Genomic DNA, 20,007 nt, shown 5'->3' on the forward strand with positions numbered 1-20,007 from the left:
GGGCAGGCGGGATTCTCAGGTCACTGCGTGGGCACCATCCATGACAGTACGGTGGACTGGAGGCCCACCAGGAGGCACAGGGCGACCAGCATGCCCAGGCTCCACCAGATCACCTTGCGGAAGATCTCCGATTCGCGCCCGACGAGACCGACAGCCGTAGCGGCGATCGTGAGGTTCTGCGGGCTGATCATCTTGCCGACCACGCCCCCGGAGGTGTTCGCCGCGACCAGCAGGGCGGGGTCCAGGCCCGCCTTCTCGGCCGCGGTCTGCTGCAGCGTGGCGAACAGGGCATTGGCACTGGTGTCGGAGCCGGTGACCGCCGTGCCCAGCCAGCCGAGGATCGGCGAGAAGAAGGCGAAGGCCGCCCCGGTGCCGGCGATCCAGGTGCCGATGGTGATGGTCTGCCCCGACAGGTTCATGACGTAGGCGAGGGCCAGGACCGACCCGACCGTGAGGATCGAGAAGCGGAGCTTGACGACGGTGGTGACGTAGACGTCGACGGCGTCCTTGGCGGAGAGGCGGAACACTGCGGCGACGATGATGCCGGTGATCAACAGCAGCGTGCCCGGGGAGGACAACCACTGCAGGGAGTACACGGTGCTCTCCGCGACCTCCCCGGCGGCGTTGAGCACCTTCCCGTCGAGCCCGGGCCAGGGGATCGAGATGTCGGTGGAGCTCAACAGGGAGTTCAGGGGTCCCCACAGCTTCGACACGGAGAAGATCGCGATGACCAGGAGATAGGGGAACAGGGCCAGGAACACGCGGCCGGCGGTGAGCGGGGTCTCGGTGCGTGGCGGTGTGGCGACGGCGACCTGGCCGGACCCGGAGCCGGGCGCGGCATCGGGCGCCTCGGCGGCTTCGCTCTCGCGCTCCAGACGCATGTTCTCCGTCGCGTCCTTGCCGCCGACAGGCTTCCACACCCGCAGCATGAGGACTGCCGCGGCGAGTCCGGCCAGCGAGGAGATGATGTCGGTGAGTTCGACGGACAGCCAGTTCGAGGACACGTACTGGGCGACGCCGAAGACGACGCCGACCAGGAGCGCCAGCGGCCAGAGCTGACGGATGCCCCGCTTGCCGTCGACCAGCAGGACCAGGAACAGCGGGACCAGGGTGGCCAGGAACGGGGTCTGGTGTCCGATGATGGCACCGATGTGCTGGTAGTCGATCCCGGTGAGGTTGCCGGCGGTGATGATCGGGATGGCGATGGCGCCGAAGGCCACCGGGGCGGTGTTGGCGATGAGCACCACCGTGGCCGCTCGCATCGCGGTGAAGCCGATCGACATGAGCATGACGCCGGTGATCGCCACCGGTGCCCCGAAGCCGGCGAGGGCCTCGAGCAGGCCGCCGAAGCAGAAGGCGATGATGATCGCCTGGACGCGTGGGTCGTCCGAGATCACGTTGATGACCAGTCTCAGGTCCTCGAACCGTCCGCTGCGGACGGTCAGCTCGTAGAGCCAGATCGCGTTGACCACGATCCACATGATCGGGAAGATCCCGAAGGCGAATCCCTCGGTCGCCGAGAGTGCGACGAGACCGACCGGCATGCTGTAGGCCAGCACGGCGACGGCAGCGGCCACCGCGAGAGCGGACAGGCCCGCCCAGTGCGCCTTCCAGCGCAGCACACCCAGGGTGAGGAAGATCGTCAGCAAGGGCAGGATGGCGATCAGCGAGGACCACAGCAGGCTGTCTGCCAACGGTGCGAGTTCTGCTGTGTACATAGGGGCCTCCGACACGCATCAGCCGCGGTGCTGCACAGCATCGCCGTCGATGTGGTGCCTCGTGAGTCGGAACGAAGAGCGTGGGAGACCATCCTGTGGTCTGACCACAGAGGCGATGCTAGGCCCTGGATCGTCTGAGGGCAAGGCACGGATCGCGGCGTGCACCGGCTGTGCTAGAACAGGACCATGGTCGACAACACAGACGGCAAAGAGGTCGGACCGCAGACGGATCGGTCCTCGGGAGTGGGCGCGATGTGGCGACCGGTGACTCGGAGCAGCACGCACGAGCTGGTCATCGAGGCGATCGAGGACCAGATCATGGCCGGCACCCTCACCGTCGGCGACCTCCTGCCCTCGGAGCGGGAGCTCGCCCTCCGGCTCCAGGTCAGCCGTTCCGGAGTGCGCGAGGCCATCCGGGTCCTCGAAGGTCATGGGGTGCTGCGCTCCGACGTCGGATCCGGCCGCGGCGCCGGGACCTTCGTCGCTGCCCTTCCGAGCGCGGCACTGGCCCGGTTCCTCCGCCTCCATGTGGCCCTGTCGAACTTCCGCATCCAGGAGGTCGTCGAGGCGCGCATCATGCTGGAGCGGGCGAGCGCGTCGCTGGCGGCCGAGCGGGCCGATGCCGACGCGCTGGCGGAGATGGAGCGGCTGCTGGCGATCATGGATGACCCCGACGTCAGTCGCGAGGCGTTCAACGACGCCGACACCGACTTCCATGTCGCCATCGCAGCGGCGGGCGGGAACACCCTGTTCTCCGACATGACCGGCGCGATCCGTTCCTCCCTGCGCGCCCCGATCCTCGAGGCGTTCACCAAGGTGACGAACTGGGATGCGCTGGCGTCGATGCTGCGCACCCAGCACCACGAGATCCTCGAGGCGATCATCCAGGGGCAGGCCGAGAGGGCGGGGGACCTCACCGCTGCGCACGTTCGGGAGGCGTCGGCCGCGCTGCCGGATCTGCCCGACGCGTAGCGGTGCAGAGCGGTGGGCCCCTGCCCGAGGACGTCGGAGACTGGTGACTGCGGCCGCCGCCTCAGGAGGCGGGAACCGGGCGCTCGTCCGGACCGTCGTACTGCGAAAGGGGCCGGATCAGGGCGTTCGCGGCGCGCTGCTCCATGATGTGGGCGGTCCAGCCGGTCACGCGCGCGGCGATGAACAACGGCGTGAACATCTCGGTGTCGAAGCCCATCAGGTGGTACGTCGGCCCCGCCGGGTAGTCCAGGTTCGGTTTGATGCCCTTGGCCTCGTCCATGGACTGCTCCAGACCGTTGTACAGGCCCAGGATCTCGGAACGCCCGACGTGCGCGATCATCGCGTCCATGGCCTCCTTCATGGTCGGCACCCGCGAGTCCCCGTGCTTGTAGACCCGGTGCCCGAAGCCCATGATCTTCTTCTTCTGCGCCAGCGCGTCGTCCATCCAGGCCTTTGCGCGGGCGTGGGCCTCCTCCTCGGACTCCTCCGGGCGAATGCCGATCTCCTCGAAGGTGTGCATCACCGCCTCGTTCGCCCCACCGTGCAGGGCGCCCTTGAGCGCGCCGATCGCGCCGGTCACCGCCGAGTGCAGATCGGACAGGGTCGAGGTGATCACGCGGGCGGTGAAGGTGGAGGCGTTGAAGGAATGCTCGGCGTACAGCACCATCGAGACGCGGAACGCCTCGACCACCTCGTCGGACGCCTCCTGCCCGAAGGTCATCCACAGGAAGTTCCGGGAGTAGTCCAGATCGTCCCGAGCGGGGATCGACTCGGTGGGACCGCCGGCCCGGCGGCGACGCTGCTCATAGGCGACCACGGCCGGCAGCTGGGCGAACAGGCGCCTTGCCTTCTCCAGCTCGGCATTCGGCGAGGAGTCCTTCGCGGTGGGGTCCATCGCCCCGATCACGGAGACGGCGGTGCGCACCGCATCCATCGGATGGCATTCGGCCGGCAGGGAGTCCATCGCCGCTTTGACCTCGGCGCTCAGTGCACGGTGGGAACGCTCGTGGCGCGCGACCTCGGTCAGTTCCTCGGCCGTGGGGAGCTCCCCGGTCCACAGCAGGTGCGCCACGGCCTCGAAGGGCTGGGTGGCGGCCAGCTCGGGGACCGGGTACCCGCGGTAGAGCAGGGAATTGGTCTCGGGGTTGACCTTGGAGACGGCGGTGACGTCGGCGACGACCCCGTTCAGTCCCTTGTGGATCTCGCTGGTCTCATTCATGAGTCACTCCTGGGATCGACGGCGGTGTCGGGGGTGCGGTCCGTGCGGGGGGCGCTGTCAGCGCGGCGGACGGCGGGGACCTCGAAGTCGAAGATCGAGGCGTCGAAGCGGGTGTAGCCCTCATAGTCCACCAGTTCGTAGAGCCTGGCGCGAGTGAGCATCTCATCCACCCGAGGGGCCTGGGTACCCTCCGAAAGGATCGTCTCCAGCACCCGCTCGGCCGCGCCCATCGCCGCACGCAGCAGCGTGACCGGATAGATCACCATGGCCACGCCTGCCTCGGCCAGTTGGGTGCGGGTGAAGAGCTCGGACTTGCCGAACTCGGTCATGTTCGCCAGCACCGGCACATCCAGAGCCGCGCAGACCTGCTCGAACTCCGAGAGGTCCGCGAGCGCTTCGGGGAAGATCGCGTCGGCGCCGGCATCGACCAGGGCCTTCATCCGGTCGATCGCGGCGTCCAGTCCCGAGGTGGCGCGCAGGTCGGTGCGGGCCATCACCAGGAACCCCTCGTCGCGGCGACCGTCGGCCGCAGCGCGGATGCGCTGGGTGGCGGTCTCCTCGTCCACCATCGTCTTGCCGTCCAGGTGCCCGCAGCGCTTGGGATTGACCTGGTCCTCGATGTGGCAGCCGGCCAGGCCCGCGTCCTCGAGCTCTCCGATGGTGCGGGCGACATTCATCGGTTCGCCGAACCCGGTATCGGCGTCGATCAGGCAGGGCAGGTCGGTGGCGGCGGCGATCTGGCGACCGCGGGCCGCCACTTCGCTCAGCGTGGTCAGCCCGATGTCGGGCAGGGCCAGCTCATTGGCGATCACCGCCCCGGAGATGTAGACCCCCGGGAACCCCTTCTCCTGGATCAGTGTCGCCGACAACGGGGTGAAGGCCCCCGGGAAGGGCTGGGCGGCGCCGGGCGTGAGCAGTGCGCGCAGATCCTGGCGCTTCTGCGCGGCGGTCCTGGTGGAGTGCAGCATCAGAACAGTCCCTTCGGTCCGGCGGTGAGATCCACGACGCCGGTCGCGGCGCGGACGTTGAGCCGGCCCAGCTCCCCGGCGGCGAGGTCCGGCAGGTTCGCCGCGGTCTCCAGGAAGCGGTCGATCTCGGCGCTCTCCACGAGACCGTCGGCCAGGGATCGGAACTTCTCGACGTACTGCGCGCGGGTGAAGGGCCGGGCGCCGAGGGGGTGGGCGTCGGCCACGGAGATCCGGTCCTCGATCACGGTGCCGTCGACGAGGGTGATACGCACGTCGCCGCCGAAGGCCTTCTCCGCCAGATCCTGGGAGTGATAGCGGCGGGTCCACTCCGGATCCTCCTGGGTGGCGACCTTCTGCCACAGCGCCACGGTGTCGCGGCGTCCTGCTCGCTCCGGGGCGTACGAGTCCACGTGGTGCCAGGTCCCGTCCTGCAGGGCGACGGTGAAGATGTACGGGATCGAGTGGTCGAGGGTCTCGCGGGAGGCGGTCGGATCGTACTTCTGCGGATCGTTCGCTCCGGACCCGATCACGTAATGGGTGTGGTGGGAGGTACGGATCAGGATCGAGTCGACCTGGGACGGATCGGTGGCCTCGGGGTGCTCGGTGTGCAGCCGGCGGGCCAGGTCGATCCATGCTTGGGCCTGGTACTCCGCCGAGTGCTCCTTGGTGTAGGTGTCCAGGATCGCGCGCTTGGTCTCGCCCAGTACCGGCAGCGGCACCGTGTAATGGGCCTCCGGGCCGTCCAGCAGCCAGGCGATCACACCGTCTTCGCCCTCGTAGATCGGCACCGGGGAGGTCTGTCCGCGCATCGCCCGATCGACGGACTCGACGGCCATCTTCCCGGCGAAGGCCGGCGCGTGGGCCTTCCAGGTGGAGATCTCGCCCTTGCGGGACTGGCGGGTGGCGGTGGTGGTGTGCAGCGCCTGCCCGATGGCCTGGAACACCGTCTCGGTGTCCAGTCCCAGCAGGGTTCCGATCCCGGCGGCGGCCGAGGGGCCCAGGTGGGCGACGTGGTCGATCTTGTGGGCGTGCAGGGAGATCGCGCGCACCAGGTCGACCTGCAGCTCGTAGCCGGTGGCGAGGGCGCGGATGAGGTGATGGCCCGAGCTGCCCAGGTGCTCGCCGACGGCGAGGATCGGCGGGATGTTGTCGCCGGGGTGGGAGTACTCAGCGGCCAGGAAGGTGTCGTGGAAATCGAGTTCTCGCACCGCCACGCCGTTGGCCCAGGCTGCCCATTCCGGGGAGCTCTTCTCCGTGATCCCGACAATGCTCGCGCCGCTGCCGCCGGTGGAGACCGGGTGACTGAGCGCCTGGGACCGGGCGGAGACGATGGGGGCGCGGCCGACGGAGGCGATCGCGACCGAGGCATTGTCGATGATCCGATTGATGATCATCTCCTGGACCTCTGGCTCCACCGCGACCGGATCCGTGGCCACCTCGGCCATGGACCAGGCCAACTGGTCGGTGCGGGGAACCTGTTCCTCGGAGCGGTGGACGCGGACGTCGTGGTCTCTCATGCTGTCGTCTCCTTCAGGGGTGCGCCGAGGTGGGCGCTGCGGGGGCGAACGGGGTCTCGTGTGCGGTCAGTCGACGTGTCGGAGTCGGTGGGGCAGGCCGTGGCAGGTGGGGCGAGGGGCTCGGCCTGCAGGTGAGTCAGCGCCTGCTGGAGGTGCACGGTGGTCGCGGCTGCGGCGAGCTCCGGGTTGCCGGCCGCGATGGCGCGGGCGATCGCGGCATGCTCGTGGGCGGAGTCGGCCAGGCGGGTCGGCGATCTGCGCGAGAGCCGGCGCAGTCGGGCGAGGTGGACCCGGACGCCGCGCAGCGCGTCGGCCAGATAGTCATTGCCGCTGGTGGAGTCGACGGCGGTGTCCAACTCCCGGGTCAGCGCGTAGTAGTCGGTGGGTTCGGCGCCCTGCGCGAGGGGCGCGGTGGAGCGACCGAAGCGCTCGGCGAGCTCGGAGAACCGGTCCTGCGCCGCGGGGTCCGCACCGGTGATCTCGGCGGCGCGACGGACGGCCAGCACCTCCAGGGCGATCCGCAGGTCGAACAGCTGGGTCGCCTCGGCCAGAGAGACCGCCGTGACCACGACCCCGCGCCCGGCAGAGGGGGCGGCCAGGCCGTCCCCGACCAGCCGGCCCAGTGCTTCGCGCAGCGGGGTGCGGGAGAGTCCCAGCCGGGCCGACTGCTCGACCTCGCCGAGAACAGTGCCGGGTTCGAGGGTTCCCGCGATGATCTCCTCACGCAGGGTGAGGTAGGCCCGGTCGCTCGCACGCATACGACCAGTGTATGCACACTCGACGCAGATGAGCCCATGTCGTCAGAAACGTCCCCGAACGCGGCTTCTGTGTATACAGCGGAGAATTCCTGGCTCCGCCTCGGCTGCCCATCGGGCACCCGGAAGGGATGACCTCCTGCGCCGTCAGGAGCGTCGACGGCCGATGGTGCGGAATGCCTCCAGAGTCTCGGCCGGGTCCAGGACCACGCCGGGGTGGGGGCCGGCCTGCCTCCACGCCGCACGCCAGTCCTCGACATCGGGGGAGGACAGGGCGCCCCCGGCGAGCAGCACCATGTTCCCGTCGGCCGGGCGGGTCAGCAGCGAGGCCTGGGTCAACGTCCACACGCCGGACAGCCCTTTCGTCGCGGCCGCGTCCTCGAGCTCGCGGACCTGCTGGGCGAGGAAGCGCTGCCCGGCGTCGTCGCCCACGTTGACCAGCAGCAGCCCGTCCTCCTCCAGATGTTCGAGCGCTTCGCCGTAGAAGTCCCGAGCGGCCAGGTGAGCGGGGGAGGACTCTCCGGAGAACACGTCGATCACGACGGCGTCGAACCGTCGGCCGCTCATCGCAGCGAGCTCCTCGCGGGCATCACCGATCACGACCTCCAGCTCGGTCCCCACCGGCATCGGCAGGGCGGTGGTCACGAGCGTCGGCAGCTCGCGTTCGATCTCGATCACCAGCTGCGCGGAGCCGGGCCGAGTGGCCTGCACGTACCGGGCCAGCGTGAGCGCACCGGCACCCAGATGGGCGATCCGGATCTTCTGCTGACGGGGCCATGCCGCATCGACGACGTTCGCCATCCGCCGCAAGTACTCGTGGACGATGTGGGTGGGATCGGCGAGATCGACATGCGACTGCTCGACGCCGCCGATCTGCAGCACCCAGCCGCCGTCGACCTCATCCTTGATGATCCATGCCGGCCGATCGGAGAAGCCCAGCTGCGCGCTGCGCTGCGAGCCGGGAGACAGGTCGGTGGGGCGCATGGACTCATTATCCTGGATGTCGCGCCCGCCACGGCCCCCGGACGGGGATGACAATGGGCAGTATGCACACCCTCGAACTGGCGGGCCGACGCTTCACCATCACCCGGGCGAGCGCGGAGGATCTGCTCGCGATCGTCGCGCTCCTGGCCGACGACGTCCTCGGCCGCGACCGGGAGGGTGCCGGGATGGCGACGTACGAGAGGGCCTTCCACCAGATCGACCAGGACGAGAACCAGCTCCTGGTCGCGGTGCGCGACGCCGATGATCGAGTTGTCGCCACGATGCAGCTCACGCTGATCCCCTCGCTGTCCCGAGCAGGCGCCACCCGGCTCCAGATCGAAGCGGTCCGGGTCGCGGAGTCGACCCGGGGGAGCGGACTGGGCACCGCACTGTTCCGGTGGGCGCACGAGTGGGGACGCGAGCACGGGGCGACGCTCGCCCAGCTGACCACTGACTCCTCGCGCACCGATGCGCACCGCTTCTACGACCGCCTCGGGTATCTCCCGAGCCACGTGGGATTCAAGCTGCCCCTGTGACCCGCCCGGCAGGGACCGCGCTCAGCGGCGGTCGCCGGCTTGGATGTGCACATGCAGATGCTTGGAGTCCTGGTAGGCACCGAGGTTCGTGAGCACTGCCGCGGCGCCGTACTCACGCTCCACCTCGCGGGCGAGGCGCTGGACGACCCGCAGCAGGGCCAGCAGGTCCGCCTCGTCGTCGCCGCCCGCCGCGGTCAGCGACCCGATGTGCCTCGTCGGGACTGCGACGAGGTGCACCTCCCAGAACGGCTTCGTGTGGTGGAAGGCGAGTACGCGATCGTCCTCATGGACCACATCGAGGGCACCCGGGTCCGGGATCGCGACATCGCAGTAGAAGTCAGCTCCCGTGTACGCCAGAGGTGTCGTCATGGACCCAGTATGAGGGAATCATCGTCCCGTGCCCCGATGTCGGCGGGCGTCCGCTCCCTACTCCAGCTTGTGCAAGTATGAAGCAGTACTTCGGGGAGCGGGCTGTGGGCACCACGTGGGCGACCCCTCCAGCGCCTGTCCGACCGCCGATCACGACCGGAGCATCATGATCACTCCCAGTCCCACTGCCGACGCGCCCGTGGCCGACGAGACCGTGCCGAAGGACCGCTTCCCGCACGTATACGTCATCCTTGTCCTGTTCGCCCTGCTCGCGGCGGTGCTGAGCTGGGTCGTCCCGGCTGGCCAGTACGAGCGAGTCCCCGGTCCGGACGGCCGCGAGGTCGTCGACCCGGACAGTTTCTCCTTCATCGAGCAGTCTCCTGTGACCGCGATCGAGCTGCTCACCGCCATCCCGCGCGGCCTGGTCGACGCCGGGGCGATCGTCTTCTTCGTCTTCATGATCGGCGGCATGTTCGAGGTGGTGCGACGCACCGGCCTGATCGACGTCGCCCTCGCGGCCATCGCGCGCCTCTTCGCCGGACGCGGCGTCGCCGTCATCCCCGTGCTGATGGTCGTCTTCTCGCTGATCGCGAGCTTCATCGGAGTGCCCGAGCTCTCGCTCGTCTACATCCCCGCAATCCTCCCGCTGATCCTCAGCCTCGGGTACGACCGGGTGGTGGCGGCGGCCGTCGCCCTGCTCGGTACCGGAGCGGGCTTCGCGGCCGGCTTCCTCAACCCGATCAACACGGGACTGGGCCAGCAGATCGCAGGGCTCGCACCGTTCTCCGGCATCGGCCTGCGGGTCGCGCTGTACATCGCCTACCTCGTCACCGCGGTCGGTTACATCATCTGGTACGCGAGGCGGGTCGCCGCGGACCCGACCCGGTCCGTCCTGCACGGGCACGCCGATACCACCGTGCGGGAGCGGGACAGGCTCGATCTTGAGGCGATCCCGACGTTCTCCAGCCGACAGAAGGCCGCCGGTGTCGCCCTGATCCTGCTCGCGGGCGTGCTGGTGTGGGGCGTCATCACCCAGGGCTGGTTCTTCCCCGAGTTCGCGGGGATGTTCCTCCTGATCGCCATCGTGGTGGGGCTCGTCGCCGGTCTGAGGACCCGGGAGATGGCCGAGGCCTTCGACCAGGGACTGCGCGACGTCCTCGCCGGGGCGATCATCGTCGGCATCGCCCGCGGCGTCGCGATCGTCCTCGAGGACGGCAACATCCTCGACACCATCGTGTTCGGCCTCGGCGAATCGGTCGGGTTCCTGCCTCCGGTGCTGTTCGTCGTCGGGATGTTTCTCGTGCAGGCGGTCTTCAACCTGATCGTCCCCTCCGGATCGGGGCAGGCCCTGGTGACCCTGCCGGTGCTCGCGCCGCTGTCCGATCTCCTGGGCGTGACGCGGCAGAGCGCCGTGCTGGCCTACCAGACCGGCGACGGCATGACGAACCTGATCTATCCGACGTCGGGGTACTTCATGGCGGCGCTCGCCGTGGGCCGGGTGCCGTGGAACCGCTGGGTGCGGTTCTACGCGCCGTTGCTGGGCATCTGGGTGCTCATCTCGATCGGTTTCCTCGTGTTCGCCCAGCTCACAGGGTGGAACTGACGCCGAGGCGGCGCTCTCGTCGCGAAGGGTCTCAGCGGGTCAGGACCTGGCCCCGGCGTACCCTGAGGAGCACAGGGGAGAGGAGCCCAGATGACGCAGACGCACCAGGACACGGCCGACGTGACGGCGCTGAAGGACGAGGTGATGGCGGAGCTGGCTGCACTCGAGGATCCCAGGATTCGCGCGGTCAACGAGAAGCGCGGCGACGATCATGGAGTGAACCTCACGAAGCTCCGCGCCATCGCCAAGCGGCTGAAAGCCCAGCCTCCCCTTGCCCGCGAGCTGTGGGCCACCGGCGACACCGCCGCGAAGCTCCTCGCGATCCTCCTCACCCGCCCGAAGGACTACGGGCGCGATGAGCTCGACGCCCTGCTGCGAGAGGCAGGGACACCCAAGGTGCATGACTGGATCGTGAGCTACCTCGCAGTGAAGAGCCGGCACCGTGAGGAGCTGCGCGCAGCCTGGTTCGCCGACGCCGACCCCGTGGTGGCGAGCGCTGGCTGGGCGCTGACCAGCGACCGCGTGGTGAAGAAGCCCGAGGGAATCGACCAGCCCGCCCTGCTCGACGTCATCGAGACCGAGATGAAGGACGCTCCGGAGCGCCTGCAATGGGCGATGAACACCTGCCTCGCCCAGATCGGGATCGCCACTCCTGAGTTGCGTGAGAGGGCGCGAGATATCGGAGAGCGCCTCGAGGTGCTCAAGGATTATCCGACGCCCCCGAACTGCACCTCACCGTTCGCGCCGATCTGGATCGACGAGATGGTCCGACGGAGCAGCACCGGCTGAGAAGCCAGGTTGCCACCGCATCTCCGGGGTGGTCGAGACGCCCTCGGCGGTCCACCGCTGGTGGGGTTCACCCGAGCGTGATCGTCGTCAGCGGGGATCCGGTGTCGAGGTGCAACGTGCCGCCCGGGACGACGGCACGGGCGATGTTCTCGAGAGCGCGGGCACGCAGATGCGGGTGTCGGCCGTCGAGCGCACCGACCCGGCAGGCGAAGGCGATGTCGAACAGTTCGATGGACGGGTCGAGCTCGAAATCCTCGACGGGCGCACACACGGTGGAGAGCACCCCGGCGACGATCTCGTCGTCGCAGGCGGCTCGCGTCCGCTGGATTCCGGTATCAGACCGATCCAGCACCAGCACATGGCCGCCCGGACCGACCCGGGCGGCGACCTCCCGCGCGGCGGTGCCCGGCGCCCCTCCGATCTCGAGCACTCGCAGGCCTGGACGCAGGGGTAGGGCGTCGACCACACGTCGGAGCCGGTCGGAGAGCAGGCTAGGCACTGGTCATCCTCCTCGAGTGCTGCGGAATCTGACGGCCGTGGCCCGCCCGATCACCCGTCCTCGCCCCGAGCGATGTGCTCGAAACTCGTGAGAAGGGGCGATCCCTGTGGGTCATCGAGGGCCACCTGCGTCATCAGAACGCTCACCTGGTCGCGGCGAGGGTCGATGCGAGCGATGGTCCCGGCACCTCCGGCCCATCCGTAGGTGCCGTCGGTGCGCACGCTCCCGCCGTACCCCCATCCCTCTCCGTCGTCGAGGAAGAAGCCTGCCTGGTCACGCTGCTCGGCGGTGAGATGGTCGGTCATGATCGAGGTGACGAGTGGGTCGGGGAGGACCCGACGTCCCTGATGCAGCCCGCCGTCCAGCAGCATTCTCCCGAAGGTGAGCCAGTCGTCGGCGGTTCCGATCATGCCGCCGGCCCCGTCCGGGAACGTCGGGGGGTGGGCGTGTCGACCCTCGGCAGGGTCCACGAGTCGCAGTTTCTCGCGGGGATCATCCGGTCGCTCGTATCGGGCGGCGAAGCGGTGGAGGTCCGACGGCGGTACCCACCAGCGGGCGTCCGTCATCTCCAGCGGCTCGACAAGTCGCTTCGTCATCAGCTCGTCCAAGGGGCGATCGGCGAGCCGCTCCAGCAGGAGTCCGAGGATGGTGCTGCCGGTGTTGTAGGTCCACCCCTGGCCCGGCTGATGGGCCAGCGGCAGCTTCCCGGCCGACGTCAGGAAGGACTCGCGATCTAGGGATCTCGGTGCGGGCCCTTCCTGGAGCTCGGCGACGAGCGCTGTGGTGAAGTCCGACTCGAAGTCGGTCGTGAACCCGAGCCCGCCGCGCAGGGTGAGCAGATCCTCCAAGGTCACCGGACGGTCGGCCGGGGTCGTGGACGTGAGCGGTCCGCCCGGGTCCTCGAGGACCCGGGGCCCGGAGAGCTCGGGCAGCCAGCGGTCGACGGGGGAGTCGATGCCGATACTGCCGTCGGAGACGAACGTCAGTGCCAGGGCTGCCGTCAGCGGCTTGCTCAAGGAGTCCCAGTGGAACAGTGTCCGTGCGGACATCGGGATCGTCGACTCGAGGTCCTGGCTGCCGACCACCACGGTGTCGGTCCGTCCGCGCCGACAGGACAGGGCCACCGCCCCGGGAAGCGCACCGGAGTCGACGTGTTTCTGGAGCATGTCCGCGATGGGAGCCATCGCTGCAGTCTGCCAGAGGCCGTGGGATCCGCGCTCGGCGCGAGAGGCCCGTCCAGGTCGGGACGCGCATCGCGACGCTCTCTCCACGCCGATGGCGCGGCTACGGCCCAGGCGTCGGCCTCGGACGGCGGAGCGCGAGGGGCAGGGTCGCCAGGGAGAGGGCTCCGCCGACCAGCAGGGCGGTGCTGAAGGACGAGCCGCTGGCGATCATGCCGATCATCACCGCGCCCAGGCCGGTCCCGGCGTCGAAACCGATGTTCCACACTGCGCTGGCCGATCCGTAATGAGGGCGGCTGACGGCCTGGAACGCGACCACCAGGGTGAGGTTCTGCAGGGCGCCGTAGCTGATGCCCACCAGCGTCGCCCCGATCAGCAGGGCCAGGACATCGGTGGCCTGGGGATCGCGCACTCCCCAGGCGAGGACGGCCATGCCGACGGTGGTGAGGACGACCAGCGGCCAGATGAACGCCTGCGGCCCGAACATGTCGGAGAGACCGCCCGCCCGCCAACGGGCCAGCGCTGCGGTCACCGTCATGCACAGCAGGGCGAGCGTGCTCAGGCCCGCACTGTCGCTCATCGGCGCCATGAAGGTGATCAGAGCGCCACCGGCCAGGGTGACCGCCAGCAGCAGGGCCATCGGGCGCAGCAGCTGCAGATAGGGCGGACGTTCCCCCGAGGTGGGGACCCGTTCGACCCGTCGGCCCAGCACGATCGCCGGCACCACCCCCGCCGCGGGCAGCATCCCGAGGGCGAAGATCAGCTCGAAGCCCAGGTTCTCCACGATCCACGGACCGCCGGAGACCAGGAGCACCTGCGGACCGGCGATCGCCAGTCCGTACACCCCGATCGCTTTGCCTCGGCGGGCCGGTTCGACCAGCTCCGCGACCAGGGCGCTGCCGGTCACGGTGAGCACTCCGAAGCCCAGGCCCCGCACGGCCGACAGCGCGAGCACGGGCAGGAGATCGTCGCTGAGAGCGAAGGCTCCCGCGGGCAGGCCCAGCAGCAGCGCTCCTGCGGCCAGCACCGGTGCCCATCCGAAGCGGCGAAGTGACGCGGGGACGATCAGTTGGGTCAGGACGGTGAAGAGCATGAGCACGCCATTGACCAGCCCGGCGCCGACGGAGCCCGCGCCCCCGTGGACCGCCCAGAGAGGTGCGACCGGCAGCAGGGCGGCATACCCGGAGAATCCCAGAACCGTCATGGCCAGGAGCAGGGGCATGCCCGGAGAGCGCAGTGCCGAGCCCTTCACGGCGTCTCGGACGGGGGTGCGGGCGCGAGCGTGCGCTCGACAGGACGATGCATGATTTCCAGGCTAGCGCCAAGGCTGTGGCAACGGGTGGTGGGCGCGTGCGCGCGGATCTGTTGCAATACAGGACAGTACTGTATTGTTTATGCCATGCACGAGAGAGAAGCACCCCGTCCCGGCCGTCCCCGCAGCGCCGAAACGGACCGGGCCGTGCTCGAGGCCGCGCTCGACCTGTTCATCGAAGGAGGCGTCGAGGCGGTGAAGACGGAGACTGTCGCGAAGCGGTCCGGGGTCACGCGCGCGACCGTCTACCGGCGCTATCCGCGGCGGGAGGATCTGGTGATCGCTGCGGTCGCAGAGGCGTATCGCGCGCACCTGGAGCAGCCGGCTCCGGAACACCCCACCCTGGCGGAGACGGTCGCCGGTATCGCGGGCGCGCTGGCTGACGCGCGCGTCCGTCGTGTGCTCCGACGGCTGATGTCCGTGCCCCACGAGCATCCGGAGCTCTTCGCCGAATACCGCGCGGTGACCGGAGCGCCGGATCGGGACGAGATCATCCATCAGGTGCTGGAGAAGGAATCGGACTGCGGGAACTTTCCCGCTCACGGTGACCTGGAGATGGTCCAGACGCTGTTCGCGGCATCGATCAGCACGCACCTGCTCACCCGGCCCGACGACGAGCCCGCCGAGCAGATCGTGGCCTTCCTGTACCGAGTGCTGGCCGCCCTCGGCCATCACCAGAGTGCAGACGACACGTCGAAGGAGTCCTGATGAGCACCGCCGTCACCGTGGAACGACTGGTGAAGCACTTCGGGCAGAACCGCGCCCTGGACGGGCTCGACCTGGAGGTCCGCTCCGGCGAGGTCCATGGGTTCCTCGGCCCGAACGGGGCCGGGAAGTCCACTACCCTCCGCATCCTGATGGGGCTCATGCGATCCGACAGCGGCAGCGCCGAAGTACTCGGCGCGGATCCGTGGAACGACGCCGTCGCGCTCCACCGACGCCTGGTCTATGTCCCCGGCGACGTCGAACTCTGGCCCACTCTCACCGGTGGAGAGGTGATCGATCTGCTCGGCAGGATGCGAGGCGGCCTCGACGCGACCCGCCGCGCCGAACTGATCGAGAGATTCAGCCTCGACCCGGGCAAGAAGTCACGCACCTATTCCACCGGCAACCGGAAGAAGGTCGCTCTGGTGGCAGCATTCGCCTCGCGCGCAGAGCTGCTGGTGCTCGACGAGCCGACGTCGGGCCTGGATCCCCTCATGGAGCTGGTGTTCCAGGAGGAGATCGAACGGGTCCGCACCGAAGGGCGGACGGTCCTGCTCTCCAGCCACATCCTGGCCGAGGTCGAGCGGCTCGCGGACCGGATCAGCATCGTGCGCGACGGAGTGACCGTCGAGCACGGCACCCTGGCCGATCTGCGACACCTCTCCGGAACGAACGTCGAGGTCACGACCAGTCGCCCGGTGACCGGGCTGCACGAGCTGGCAGGGGTCGTCGACCTCGAGCAGCAGGGCTCGACGGCGCGGTTCCTGGTCCACGGCGACGCGCTGGACGCCGCGCTCAAGCACGTGGGCGAGTTCGGCGTCACGTCCCTGCACAGCGCTCCGCCGAGCCTGGAAGACCTCATGATCCGTCACTACGACGTGAGCAGAGGCTCGGACTCGCAACGGCGGCCGGAGCCGGCGCCGGATCAGCAGGAGGTCGGCGATGCGTGACGACCTGACCGGGAGCGGGCTGCTACTGCGACTGGGTCTGCGACGGGACCGGCTGCGGCTGCCGATCTGGACGATCGCGATCGCCGCCTTCGTCCCCTTCTTCTTCAACTCCCTGGCCAATACTGCGGGGGAGGACCCGCAGGGCGCCGTGGACGACCTGGCCCAGGCGCAGACGATGCTCGACATCTTCGCCGGGCCGGTCTACGGCCTGGACTCCGTGACCCTGCAGAAGTACTTCCTGATGTACACCCAGGAGTTCCTGATCGCCGCGGCGCTGATGAGCATCCTCCTGGTGGTGCGCCACACCCGGGGCGAGGAGCAGTCGGGGCGGGCCGAGCTGGTGCGCAGCGCCGTGATCGGACGGCACGCGCCGCTGACGGCGGCCCTGCTCGTCGGCATGATCACGAACACGGTGCTGGCGGCGCTGCTGTTCCTCGGCGCGCTGGGCATCGGATTCGGCGCGGGAGACGCCGCGCTGTACGGCGTCTCGATCGCAGCGACCGGGCTGTTCTTCGCCGGCGTGACGGCCGTCGCCGTGCAGGTGGTCGAGAGCGGACGGGCCGCCGGCGGGATCGCCGGCATCGTGCTCGCGGCGGCGTCGATCGGCCGGGGTGCTGCGGCGGCGCAGGGCGAGGACAGCGTCGCACTGTGGTTCTCGCCGATGGCGTGGGCGAACCTGACGAAACCGATCACGGACCCCACCTGGTGGCCGGTGCTGCTGACGGTGGGGACCGGCGCGGTGTTCGCCGCCGTCGGGTACGCCCTGTCGGTGCGTCGTGACGTCGGGCTCGGGTTCTTCGCGCCGCGCCGTGGCCGGGTCGCGGCGAGCCGCTGGCTCTCCTCCCCGTTCGCGCTGGCGGTGCGCATGCAGCGTCGAACGATCCTGGGGTGGGCGGTGGCCATGGGACTGCTGGGGATGGTCTGGGGCAGTCTGGTCGGCACCGTCGATGCGATCGAGGGCAGCGAGGCGATGTTCGGCACGGAGCTGGAGCGCGGATACCTCAGCCTGCTCGGCGTGACGCAGGCGCTGCTGGTGGGAGTCTTCGCTCTGACCTCGATGGCACGGGTGCGGTCCGAGGAGGTCGACGGCCGGTTGGACAGCGCGCTCGGCACCGCGACCGGCCGGTTCGCGTGGCTGGGATCCTGGACGCTGGTCACCGTCCTGGGAACGGGACTCCTCCTGCTGCTCTCCGGCCTGGGGCTCGGCCTCGCAGCGTTCGGCGCCACCGGCCATGGCGCTCTCCTGGGCGCCTCGGTCGGCGGGGTCGTCGGCCGCTTCCCGGAGCTGCTGGCTCTGATCGGCGCCTCGGCATTGCTGTACGGCATCGGGCCGAGGTGGCAGGGGCTCACCTGGGTCATCTACGGGTACGGGGTGATCATCCGATTCTTCGGTCAGTCACTGCCGGAGCCGGTGCAGCAGCTCTCGATCTTCCAGCACATCCCTCGGATGCCGGTCGAGGAGTTCTCGGTCGCCCCTGTCGTCTACCTCTCGGTGGGCGGCGTCGCACTCGTCGGCGCCGCCCTGTTCGCGTTCCGGCGCCGGGACCTCTGAGTCCGTCGCGCCAACACCCACAGCGGCCTTCTAGACGACGCGCACCTGCCGTCGGCGGAACCCGAGCAGCCCCAGCGCCGTGAGCAGGACCGTCGCGCCTGTCACGACCAGGAACGGTGCGAGGGCGAACTCGTCGATCGGTACGGCGGCCAGATGGTGCATCGGAGACAGCGCCAGGAGCCATGTGGGCAGGTCCAGCAGTGCACCGAAGAGGTCGATGATGCCGATCAGCGCGACACCGGCCCACCCGAGGAGGGACATCGCTCTCGGCACCCAGCCGTACAGGGCCGCACAGAGACCGAGCACGCACAGCGCGGCCGGCACGACGGCCAGGTGAGAGGCCAGGATCTCTCGCACCAGGGCGCCGTCCCCGGTCACCCCGGCGGCGGCGATCCCGGTGCCCAATCCGGTGATCACGCTGATCAGCAGCACCCCGAGGGCGATGGTGACCATGTGAGCGGCGCTCCACCCGACGCGGCTGACGGGGGTCGCCAGCACTGCGTCGGTGCGGCCGCTGTCCTCCTCGGTGCGCAGGGTCTGCATCGCATACACGGCGTAGGCGGCGGCGAAGACGGTCACGAAGGACCCGAGGAACGCCACGTACCCCTGCACCAGCGCCTCGCTCCCGAACACGGCTCGCAGTTCCTCCGGCATGCCCTCGCCCGCGTCGATCATCGACTGGGTGAACGCGCCATCGATGACGCCGAGCAGCACGATGCCGGCTCCCCAACCGAGGAGTCCGCCGCGCTGCAGCCGGGCGGCGAGGCCCAGAGGGTGGCCGAGCGAGGCGTGTGCCCGGCCCGCGCCGGGTCGGGTGGACATGAGGCTCGCTCCGAAGTCGCGCCGGCGCTGCAGGGCGAAGGCAGCGGCGATGGTCACCGCCGCAAGAGCGACCAGAAGCAGCAGCGGGGCCCATCGGTCATGAACGTACGGGGCTGTCTGCGCCGCCCACCCCAGCGGTGAGGCCCACGAGAGGGCGGTGCCGCCGATCGCAGCCATGTCTCCCAGCGCGCGCAGGAGGAGTGCGGCGCCGAGGACGCCGCCTGCCATGCCGGCCGCGGGCCGGGAGAACTCGCTGAGCTGGACGGTGATGGCCGTGATGCCGGTGAAAGCCAGTCCGGTCAGGCCCGCGGCCAGCCCGACCAGGGCCGAGCCCGTGGCCGGATACCCCATGGCGAGGGCGACGGCGGTGACGAGCACGGTCGTCGCCGCATTGGCGAGGCCGGCGACGAGCAGGGTGGCCGTCAGGGCGGTGTGACTCCCGGTGACATTGGCACGGATCAGCTCCGCCCGCCCGGACTCTTCCTCGCCACGGGTGTGGCGGGTGACCAGGAAGATGTTCATCAGCGCGGCCAGGAGGAACAGGTAGGGGACGTAGCCGGCCGCGAAGAATCGCTCGTAGGTCGGGGCGTCCATCCCGAAGGCCGGCCCGGTGAACATCCGGCCGACAGGCTGCGAGAGCATCGCGGTCATCTCGGCCAGGTTCTCCTCGCGCGGCGCGAGCTGGGGGAGGGCGGCTCCGATGTACAGCACCAGCAGGCCGTGGGCACCGATCCAGACCGGCAGGCGGATCCGATCCCGGCGCAGGATGAGCCGGAGCATCGTGCCGGTCCCCGCCAATGTCGAGGAGCCGCCCGGGTCGGGTCCGCGCCGGGTGCGTGACATCGTCGGCGCGGTCATCGGGCCGTCTCCTGCTCGAGGCTCGACCCGGTGGCGTCGTCCGAGGCATCGCCGTAGTGGCGCATCAGCAGCTGCTCCAGCGTCGGGGGGTGCGCGACCAGGGAGCGCACGCCGAGCGGCGCCAGGGCACGCACCACCTCGTCGACCCGGTCCCCGTCGACCTGGAAGGAGACGTTCGTTCCCTCGATGCTCAGGTCGTGGACGCCGTCGATCCGGTCCAGGCCCTCCGGGGCACGGTCGGTCTCGGCGACGAAGGTGGTGCGGGTCATGTGGCGAAGATCCGACAGACTGCCAGTCTCGACGATGCGCCCTTGGCGCACGATCGAGATCCGGTCCGCCAGGGCCTCGACCTGGGCGAGGATGTGGCTGGACAGCAGAACCGTGCGACCCGCCGCTTTCACCTCGCGGATGGACTGTTGGAAGACTGCCTCCATCAACGGGTCGAGGCCGGCGGTGGGTTCGTCGAGCAGCAGCAGGTCCACGTCGGAGGCGAGGGCGGAGATCAGCGCCACCTTCTGCCGGTTGCCCTTGGAGTAGGTGCGGGCCTTCTTGGTCGGGTCCAGATCGAAGCGATCGCACAGATCGTCCCGTCGCGCCCGGTCCCACCGGCCGCGCAGCCGGGCGAAGATGTCGATCGCCTAGCTGTGATGTCCAGGGAGGTTGGTCAGTCGAGTGACTGGTGGGTGGCCCCCGATAGC

The 20,007-nt window shown here is 69.5% G+C and carries 19 protein-coding genes; 7 read left to right on the top strand and 12 right to left on the bottom strand.

Features of this window, described 5'->3' with window-relative positions:
* Positions 1–20: 20 nt before the first annotated feature.
* Positions 21–1,718, bottom strand: coding sequence for an L-lactate permease (locus INT51_RS06380; protein ID WP_193104362.1), 1,698 nt, complete (start codon positions 1,716–1,718; stop codon positions 21–23).
* A 186-nt stretch (positions 1,719–1,904) separates the two neighbouring features.
* Here INT51_RS06380 and INT51_RS06385 point away from each other — a divergent pair, with 186 nt between their 5' ends.
* Positions 1,905–2,690 (top strand): FadR/GntR family transcriptional regulator, encoded by a 786-nt coding sequence (locus INT51_RS06385; RefSeq protein ID WP_193104363.1) that lies wholly within the window; start codon positions 1,905–1,907, stop codon positions 2,688–2,690.
* 61 nt (positions 2,691–2,751) lie between these two features.
* Here the strand turns inward: INT51_RS06385 and INT51_RS06390 are convergent, their stop codons facing one another.
* The 5 genes from INT51_RS06390 to INT51_RS06410 all read right to left on the bottom strand — a co-directional run bounded on the left by INT51_RS06390 (position 2,752) and on the right by INT51_RS06410 (position 8,133).
* On the bottom strand, positions 2,752–3,909 hold the full coding sequence (locus tag INT51_RS06390; protein WP_193104364.1) for a bifunctional 2-methylcitrate synthase/citrate synthase: 1,158 nt from the start codon (positions 3,907–3,909) through the stop codon (positions 2,752–2,754).
* Positions 3,906–4,877 (bottom strand): methylisocitrate lyase, encoded by a 972-nt coding sequence (prpB, locus tag INT51_RS06395; protein WP_193104365.1) that lies wholly within the window; start codon positions 4,875–4,877, stop codon positions 3,906–3,908. Before prpB ends, INT51_RS06390 begins: the two co-directional genes overlap by 4 nt.
* Positions 4,877–6,394, bottom strand: a complete 1,518-nt coding sequence (locus tag INT51_RS06400; protein WP_193104366.1) for an MmgE/PrpD family protein — start codon at positions 6,392–6,394, stop codon at positions 4,877–4,879. Before INT51_RS06400 ends, prpB begins: the two co-directional genes overlap by 1 nt.
* Positions 6,391–7,152, bottom strand: a complete 762-nt coding sequence (locus tag INT51_RS06405) for a GntR family transcriptional regulator (protein WP_193104367.1) — start codon at positions 7,150–7,152, stop codon at positions 6,391–6,393. The genes INT51_RS06400 and INT51_RS06405 overlap by 4 nt, the downstream gene beginning before the upstream one ends.
* A 144-nt stretch (positions 7,153–7,296) precedes the next feature.
* Positions 7,297–8,133, bottom strand: coding sequence for a spermidine synthase (locus tag INT51_RS06410; RefSeq protein ID WP_193104368.1), 837 nt, complete (start codon positions 8,131–8,133; stop codon positions 7,297–7,299).
* A 62-nt stretch (positions 8,134–8,195) separates the two neighbouring features.
* On the opposite strand from INT51_RS06410, the gene INT51_RS06415 reads away from it, so the two are divergent.
* Positions 8,196–8,669 (top strand): GNAT family N-acetyltransferase, encoded by a 474-nt coding sequence (locus INT51_RS06415; RefSeq protein WP_193104369.1) that lies wholly within the window; start codon positions 8,196–8,198, stop codon positions 8,667–8,669.
* Positions 8,670–8,690: 21 nt separating this feature from the next.
* Here INT51_RS06415 and INT51_RS06420 read toward each other — a convergent pair whose 3' ends face one another.
* Positions 8,691–9,038, bottom strand: a complete 348-nt coding sequence (locus INT51_RS06420) for an HIT domain-containing protein (protein WP_193104370.1) — start codon at positions 9,036–9,038, stop codon at positions 8,691–8,693.
* 166 nt (positions 9,039–9,204) lie between these two features.
* On the opposite strand from INT51_RS06420, the gene INT51_RS06425 reads away from it, so the two are divergent.
* Both INT51_RS06425 and INT51_RS06430 read left to right on the top strand, forming a co-directional pair.
* Positions 9,205–10,641 (top strand): YfcC family protein, encoded by a 1,437-nt coding sequence (locus INT51_RS06425; RefSeq protein ID WP_193104371.1) that lies wholly within the window; start codon positions 9,205–9,207, stop codon positions 10,639–10,641.
* A 90-nt stretch (positions 10,642–10,731) separates the two neighbouring features.
* Positions 10,732–11,430: a DNA alkylation repair protein gene (locus INT51_RS06430; RefSeq protein WP_193104372.1), complete on the top strand. Its 699-nt coding sequence runs from the start codon at positions 10,732–10,734 to the stop codon at positions 11,428–11,430.
* A gap of 67 nt (positions 11,431–11,497) precedes the next feature.
* On the opposite strand, the gene INT51_RS06435 is transcribed toward INT51_RS06430, so the two are convergent.
* From INT51_RS06435 to INT51_RS06445, 3 genes are all read right to left on the bottom strand, one after another.
* Positions 11,498–11,929 carry a cyclopropane-fatty-acyl-phospholipid synthase family protein gene (locus tag INT51_RS06435; RefSeq protein WP_193104373.1) on the bottom strand — a complete coding sequence of 144 codons (432 nt, stop codon included), beginning with the start codon at positions 11,927–11,929 and terminating at the stop codon, positions 11,498–11,500.
* 50 nt (positions 11,930–11,979) lie between these two features.
* The gene (locus INT51_RS06440) at positions 11,980–13,113 is read right to left on the bottom strand and encodes a serine hydrolase (protein ID WP_193104374.1); all 1,134 of its coding nucleotides are present in this window, start codon (positions 13,111–13,113) and stop codon (positions 11,980–11,982) included.
* A 100-nt stretch (positions 13,114–13,213) separates the two neighbouring features.
* Positions 13,214–14,332 (bottom strand): MFS transporter, encoded by a 1,119-nt coding sequence (locus INT51_RS06445; RefSeq protein WP_193104375.1) that lies wholly within the window; start codon positions 14,330–14,332, stop codon positions 13,214–13,216.
* A 177-nt stretch (positions 14,333–14,509) separates the two neighbouring features.
* On the opposite strand from INT51_RS06445, the gene INT51_RS06450 reads away from it, so the two are divergent.
* From INT51_RS06450 to INT51_RS06460, 3 genes are read left to right on the top strand one after another with little or no spacing between them, the layout of a single operon-like run.
* Complete coding sequence (locus INT51_RS06450) at positions 14,510–15,130, top strand: TetR/AcrR family transcriptional regulator (RefSeq protein ID WP_193104376.1); 621 nt, start codon at positions 14,510–14,512, stop codon at positions 15,128–15,130.
* A complete protein-coding gene (locus INT51_RS06455; protein ID WP_193104377.1) occupies positions 15,130–16,077 on the top strand; it encodes an ABC transporter ATP-binding protein in 948 nt (315 codons plus the stop codon). The genes INT51_RS06450 and INT51_RS06455 overlap by 1 nt, the downstream gene beginning before the upstream one ends.
* Positions 16,070–17,629: an ABC transporter permease gene (locus tag INT51_RS06460; protein ID WP_193104378.1), complete on the top strand. Its 1,560-nt coding sequence runs from the start codon at positions 16,070–16,072 to the stop codon at positions 17,627–17,629. The genes INT51_RS06455 and INT51_RS06460 overlap by 8 nt, the downstream gene beginning before the upstream one ends.
* A gap of 30 nt (positions 17,630–17,659) precedes the next feature.
* Here the strand turns inward: INT51_RS06460 and INT51_RS06465 are convergent, their stop codons facing one another.
* Together INT51_RS06465 and INT51_RS06470 are read right to left on the bottom strand one after the other, a co-directional pair.
* Entirely contained in the window at positions 17,660–19,309 is a 1,650-nt protein-coding gene (locus tag INT51_RS06465) for an ABC transporter permease (RefSeq protein WP_193104379.1), read from the bottom strand.
* Positions 19,306–19,944, bottom strand: coding sequence for an AAA family ATPase (locus tag INT51_RS06470; protein ID WP_370540783.1), 639 nt, complete (start codon positions 19,942–19,944; stop codon positions 19,306–19,308). The genes INT51_RS06465 and INT51_RS06470 overlap by 4 nt, the downstream gene beginning before the upstream one ends.
* Positions 19,945–20,007 lie beyond the last annotated feature (63 nt).

This window comes from Brachybacterium sp. FME24, assembly GCF_014897705.1.
Lineage (GTDB): Bacteria > Actinomycetota > Actinomycetes > Actinomycetales > Dermabacteraceae > Brachybacterium.

What these genes read in the sequence shown, in the direction of transcription:
- INT51_RS06380 (WP_193104362.1), bottom strand. Translation starts at nt 1,718, where the DNA reads ATGTACACAGCAGAACTCGCACCGTTGGCAGACAGCCTGCTGTGGTCC.
- INT51_RS06385 (WP_193104363.1), top strand. Translation starts at nt 1,905, where the DNA reads ATGGTCGACAACACAGACGGCAAAGAGGTCGGACCGCAGACGGATCGG.
- INT51_RS06390 (WP_193104364.1), bottom strand. Translation starts at nt 3,909, where the DNA reads ATGAATGAGACCAGCGAGATCCACAAGGGACTGAACGGGGTCGTCGCC.
- prpB (WP_193104365.1), bottom strand. Translation starts at nt 4,877, where the DNA reads ATGCTGCACTCCACCAGGACCGCCGCGCAGAAGCGCCAGGATCTGCGC.
- INT51_RS06400 (WP_193104366.1), bottom strand. Translation starts at nt 6,394, where the DNA reads ATGAGAGACCACGACGTCCGCGTCCACCGCTCCGAGGAACAGGTTCCC.
- INT51_RS06405 (WP_193104367.1), bottom strand. Translation starts at nt 7,152, where the DNA reads ATGCGTGCGAGCGACCGGGCCTACCTCACCCTGCGTGAGGAGATCATC.
- INT51_RS06410 (WP_193104368.1), bottom strand. Translation starts at nt 8,133, where the DNA reads ATGCGCCCCACCGACCTGTCTCCCGGCTCGCAGCGCAGCGCGCAGCTG.
- INT51_RS06415 (WP_193104369.1), top strand. Translation starts at nt 8,196, where the DNA reads ATGCACACCCTCGAACTGGCGGGCCGACGCTTCACCATCACCCGGGCG.
- INT51_RS06420 (WP_193104370.1), bottom strand. Translation starts at nt 9,038, where the DNA reads ATGACGACACCTCTGGCGTACACGGGAGCTGACTTCTACTGCGATGTC.
- INT51_RS06425 (WP_193104371.1), top strand. Translation starts at nt 9,205, where the DNA reads ATGATCACTCCCAGTCCCACTGCCGACGCGCCCGTGGCCGACGAGACC.
- INT51_RS06430 (WP_193104372.1), top strand. Translation starts at nt 10,732, where the DNA reads ATGACGCAGACGCACCAGGACACGGCCGACGTGACGGCGCTGAAGGAC.
- INT51_RS06440 (WP_193104374.1), bottom strand. Translation starts at nt 13,113, where the DNA reads ATGGCTCCCATCGCGGACATGCTCCAGAAACACGTCGACTCCGGTGCG.
- INT51_RS06445 (WP_193104375.1), bottom strand. Translation starts at nt 14,332, where the DNA reads ATGCCCCTGCTCCTGGCCATGACGGTTCTGGGATTCTCCGGGTATGCC.
- INT51_RS06450 (WP_193104376.1), top strand. Translation starts at nt 14,510, where the DNA reads ATGCACGAGAGAGAAGCACCCCGTCCCGGCCGTCCCCGCAGCGCCGAA.
- INT51_RS06455 (WP_193104377.1), top strand. Translation starts at nt 15,130, where the DNA reads ATGAGCACCGCCGTCACCGTGGAACGACTGGTGAAGCACTTCGGGCAG.
- INT51_RS06460 (WP_193104378.1), top strand. Translation starts at nt 16,070, where the DNA reads ATGCGTGACGACCTGACCGGGAGCGGGCTGCTACTGCGACTGGGTCTG.
- INT51_RS06465 (WP_193104379.1), bottom strand. Translation starts at nt 19,309, where the DNA reads ATGACCGCGCCGACGATGTCACGCACCCGGCGCGGACCCGACCCGGGC.